The sequence below is a fragment of the Chitinimonas sp. genome, from assembly GCF_041904975.1.
GTDB lineage: Bacteria > Pseudomonadota > Gammaproteobacteria > Burkholderiales > Chitinimonadaceae > Chitinimonas.
The window spans coordinates 1-4,336 of sequence record NZ_JAYRLZ010000327.1 but is presented as its reverse complement, the minus strand read 5'-3'; the positions used below and the strand labels follow the sequence as shown (position 1 = coordinate 4,336).

Genomic DNA, 4,336 nt, shown 5'->3' with positions numbered 1-4,336 from the left:
CCCTCACTATCCAAGCGCCGCGCAATTTCTTTCCTTTGTGCATCTTGCTTATTCAATGCAAACCCACCCATTAAGCAAGCACTGCCCAACGCGAATAATATGACCGCAATAAATAAATTACCAAAAAGATTGCCCAGAAAGCTCCCTGCCTCACCAGTAAGCTGCGTCAATTCTATATTAGCGGCAGTTTGCCCTCGATAGGCGGCGTACTTGAGATTATCGGCAGCGCTATGCTCATCCTTTTCTGTACCGATGCCACGCGCATAGCAGCGCCCCAAATTGTACTTGCCATTCAGATTCAACATCTGCGCAGCCTTGCGGTAATTGGCAACTGCGCCGGCGGCGTTCTTGGATGTTCCGCGACCCAATTCCAACATATAGCCGACGGCATTGCAGGCCTCAGCATGCCCCATATCTGCAGCCTTTCGCCAGAATGACAAGGCCATTCCGTCGTGACGCTTGACGCCAACGCCCTTAAAGTAAGCCATACCCTTATTAAACAGCTGTTGGGCGGCGCGTTCGTCGTACTGGGTTGAATCAGCTGCACTGGCCTGCTCAGCCAATTGATCGATCAGACGTGGCGGTTTGGTATTTTCAGGCAGAGTCCGATTTGTAGTCATTGAAATGCTGGTCACAAGAGAATTCGGCGCATTCTAGCACCAATGGAGCAAGGGTTTTCCCCTATCCGCATACATCGCCGTTGCAGACACAAAACGCCAAAGTCACTACCAATCGCCTGAAACGCGCTACAGCACTTGCCTTGTGGCCAACATGGTTCCACACTGGAAATCCACCTTTCATGCCAGCCGCCATGTCGCGCACCGTTTTTCTGCCTGCCCTTGTAGCCGTCAGCCTGTTGGCCAATAGCGCCGACCGGTATCAGGATGCCGGAGCCATTGCCGAGGCCGCATCGCGCTTTATCGGCGAGCAGCTGGCCAACTACGGCAGCCGCGCCAGCTTCCAGCTGGGCAAGCTCGATAGCCGGCTCAATCTGGCACCCTGCGCGAAAATCGATGTCGTACTGCCAGCTGGAAATCGCCTGATCGGCAATACCAGTGTGCAGATCAAATGCGGCAAGGGTGCCAAATGGGCGGTGAATCTGCCGGTGGCAATCAGCATCCAGACCGATTACTGGGTGGCGGCGCGCCCCTTGATCAATGGCAGCGAAATCAGCGAATCCGATATCGAAAAACGCTCGGGTGACCTGGGCCAACTGCCGGCCAATGCGGTGCTCGATTACGCGCAGGCGGTCGGCCATACCCTGGTCGGAGGCATTCCGGCTGGTGCGCCGCTCAGGCTGGATCTGCTGCGGCCGCCATTTGCGGTCAAGATCAATGAAGTAGTCAAGGTTCTGGCCCATGGCACCGGCTTTGAGGTAGCCAGCGAGGGCCGTGCGCTCGGCAATGCCAATGAGGGCCAGGCAGTGCGGGTAAAGATGGCCTCTGGCGCCATCGTGCAGGGCACAGCGCGCGAGGGTGGGCTGGTCGAGATCAAATACTGAGCCCGGCTCGGCGCGCATTCTCCCACCCGCTGCCAGACGCTTGCGCCGCGCTGCCGTATACAGCTGGCGCAAGCCGCCACAGACAGCGCGACGATCTTGCAGCGCAACATGGCCGCCTAGACCCTGCGGCGCCTGCCAAGTAGAATCCGCCTTCCTCCCTCGGCGGCTAAGTCCTTCCTCATGCAGGTATTTCGTGGTGTTCCATTCCGCAATGCCGGGCCCTGTGCACTGACCATCGGTAATTTCGACGGCCTGCATCGTGGCCATCGCGCCATGCTCGATCGCTTGGTCGGCGAAGCGCGGCGCCTCGGCCTGCCCGCAGCGGTGCTCACCTTCGAGCCGCATCCGCGCGAATTGTTTGCGCCCGATTCGGCGCCAGCGCGCCTGTCCAGCCTGCGCGAAAAGCTGGAACTATTGCGCGATGCCGGCATGGACCGGGTTTACCTGACTCATTTCACCCGCGCCTTTGCCAGCCTGGAAGCCGAACAGTTTGCCGGCGAGATCGTCGCCGGCCAGATTGGCGCGCGCTATGTGCTGGTGGGTGACGACTTCTGCTTTGGCAAGGGCCGGCGCGGCGACAATGCCTTGCTGGCGCGGCTGGGCCCGCAGCTTGGTTTTGTCGCCGAAGCGATGCCGGAAATCGCAGTGGACGGCCAGCGCGCTTCCAGCACGGCAGTACGCAAGGCACTGATGGATGGCAACCTGCCCCTGGCCGAGCAGCTGCTGGGCCGCCCCTACCGCATCAGCGGCCGGGTGGTACATGGCAACAAGCTAGGCCGGGAAATCGGCTTTCCCACCGCCAATATCCTGGTCAAGCACAACCGCCCGCCCCTGGCCGGCATTTTTGTCACCGAAATCCACGGTGCTGCCGCCACGCCGCTGCTTGGTGCCACCAGTTTCGGCAAACGGCCGACGGTGGACGATTCCGGCCGGGTAGCGCTGGAAGTGCATCTGCCCGACTTCAGCGGCGATCTGTATGGCCGGCATTTGCAGGTGGATTTTCTGCACAAGCTGCGCGATGAGGCGAAATACGACGGCCTTGAGGTGCTGATCGCCCAGATACACCGCGACGTGGACGACGCCCGCGCCTTTTATCGCAATCGAATTAGCAGCCCCCGTTCGTGAGCGGACGGGGGGCTTTCCTTTGCGTGGGCGCCAGTGCGCCCTACCTGCCATTTACCGAGATTTCATCATGACCGAAGCAAACAAATATCCCGTCAACCTGCTCGACACGCCGTTCCCGATGCGCGGCGATCTGGCAAAGCGCGAGCCCGGTTTTCTCAAGCGTTGGCAAGAGCACAAGCTGTATCAGAAGATCCGCGCTGCCAGCGCCGGCCGCCCCAAATTCATCCTGCATGACGGCCCGCCCTATGCTAACGGCGATATCCACCTCGGCCACGCCGCCAACAAGATCCTCAAGGACATCATCATCAAGACCAAGACCTTGAGTGGTTTTGATGCGCCCTATGTGCCGGGCTGGGATTGCCATGGCCTGCCGATCGAGCATGTGATCGAAAAGCTGGTGAAGGGCGACAAAAAGGCTATCGAAGCTTCGCCGGCCATCCACGCCAAGATTGTTGCCTTCCGTAAGGAAAACGGCCTGGATGAGAAGGCCATTCATTTGCCGGCTGAATTCGTGCGCACCCTGTGCCGCGAATATGCTGACACCCAGATCGAGCGGCAGAAGAAGGACTTCGTCCGCCTGGGCGTACTGGGCGATTGGGAGAGCCCGTACAAGACCATGGCCTATGAGACCGAGGCCAATATCGTGCGCACCATCGGCGAAATCCACCGCAACAGCTATCTGGTCAAGGGCCAGAAGCCGGTGCACTGGTGCGTCGATTGCGGCTCCTCGCTGGCCGAGGCAGAAGTCGAGTACGAGGACAAGATCAGCCCGGCCATCGATGTGGCCTTCGCCGTCAAGGATACATCTGCCCTGGCTGCCGCCTTTGGCCTGCCGGCCGAACGCATTGCCGGCGTGCCGGCCTATGCGGTGATCTGGACCACCACACCGTGGACGCTGCCGGCCAACCGCGCCGTGTGCGTGCATCCGGAGCTGACGTACGATCTGATCGAAACCCCCAAGGGCCTGTTGATCCTGGTGCGCGAGCTGGCCGAAGCCGCCATCAAGCGCTATGGCTTCGAATCCGTCGAAGTGGTGGCGCAAGCCCACGGCAGCAAGCTTGAGCACCTGAAGCTGCAGCATCCGTTCTACGACCGCGAATCGCCCATCATCCTCGGCAACCATGTCACCACCGATGCCGGCACCGGCCTCGTTCATACCGCACCGGCCCATGGCCTGGATGACTGGCTGGTCGGCCAGCATTACGGCCTCAGCGACGAAAACCCGGTGGCCGACGATGGCCGCTTCAAGCCGGGTGTTGCGCTGGTGGAAGGCAAGACGGTGTGGGAAGGCAATCCCATCGTGATCGAGACGTTGACCGCCAACGAAGCGCTGCTGGCCAACGTCAAGCTCAACCACAGCTACCCGCATTGCTGGCGCCACAAGACGCCGATCATCTTCCGCGCCACCGCCCAATGGTTTATCGCCATGGACAAGGAGATGGCCGATGGCAAGACCCTGCGCCAGAACGCCCAGGCCGCCGTCGATGCCACCGAGTTCTTCCCCGACTGGGGCCGGCCACGGCTGGAGGCGATGATCAACAACCGCCCCGACTGGTGCGTATCGCGCCAGCGCAACTGGGGCACGCCGATGACCTTCTTCGTGCACAAGGTGACGGGTGATCTGCACCCACGCTCGCTAGAGCTGTTGGAGCAAGTAGCGCAGCGCATCGAGCAAGGCGGCATCAATGCCTGGTTCACCCTGGATGCCGC

General features: G+C 60.6%; 4 protein-coding genes. 3 read left to right on the top strand and 1 reads right to left on the bottom strand.

Annotation, left to right across the window (positions count from 1 at the left end; genetic code table 11):
* On the bottom strand, positions 1 to 635 hold a 635-nt coding region (locus tag ACE3OH_RS20060; RefSeq protein WP_374357326.1), incomplete at its 3' end, for a tetratricopeptide repeat protein.
* 176 nt (positions 636 to 811) lie between these two features.
* Here ACE3OH_RS20060 and flgA point away from each other — a divergent pair.
* From flgA to ACE3OH_RS20045, 3 genes are all read left to right on the top strand, one after another.
* Positions 812 to 1,501: a flagellar basal body P-ring formation chaperone FlgA gene (flgA, locus tag ACE3OH_RS20055; protein WP_374357324.1), complete on the top strand. Its 690-nt coding sequence runs from the start codon at positions 812 to 814 to the stop codon at positions 1,499 to 1,501.
* Positions 1,502 to 1,681: 180 nt separating this feature from the next.
* Entirely contained in the window at positions 1,682 to 2,626 is a 945-nt protein-coding gene (locus tag ACE3OH_RS20050) for a bifunctional riboflavin kinase/FAD synthetase (protein ID WP_374357322.1), read from the top strand.
* A 67-nt stretch (positions 2,627 to 2,693) separates the two neighbouring features.
* Positions 2,694 to 4,336 (top strand): isoleucine--tRNA ligase (locus ACE3OH_RS20045; protein WP_374357320.1); only part of this gene is annotated, 1,643 nt, incomplete at its 3' end.

Bases quoted from the DNA above. Each gene is read 5' to 3' on its own strand.
- flgA (WP_374357324.1), top strand. From the start codon at position 812: ATGTCGCGCACCGTTTTTCTGCCTGCCCTTGTAGCCGTCAGCCTGTTG.
- ACE3OH_RS20050 (WP_374357322.1), top strand. From the start codon at position 1,682: ATGCAGGTATTTCGTGGTGTTCCATTCCGCAATGCCGGGCCCTGTGCA.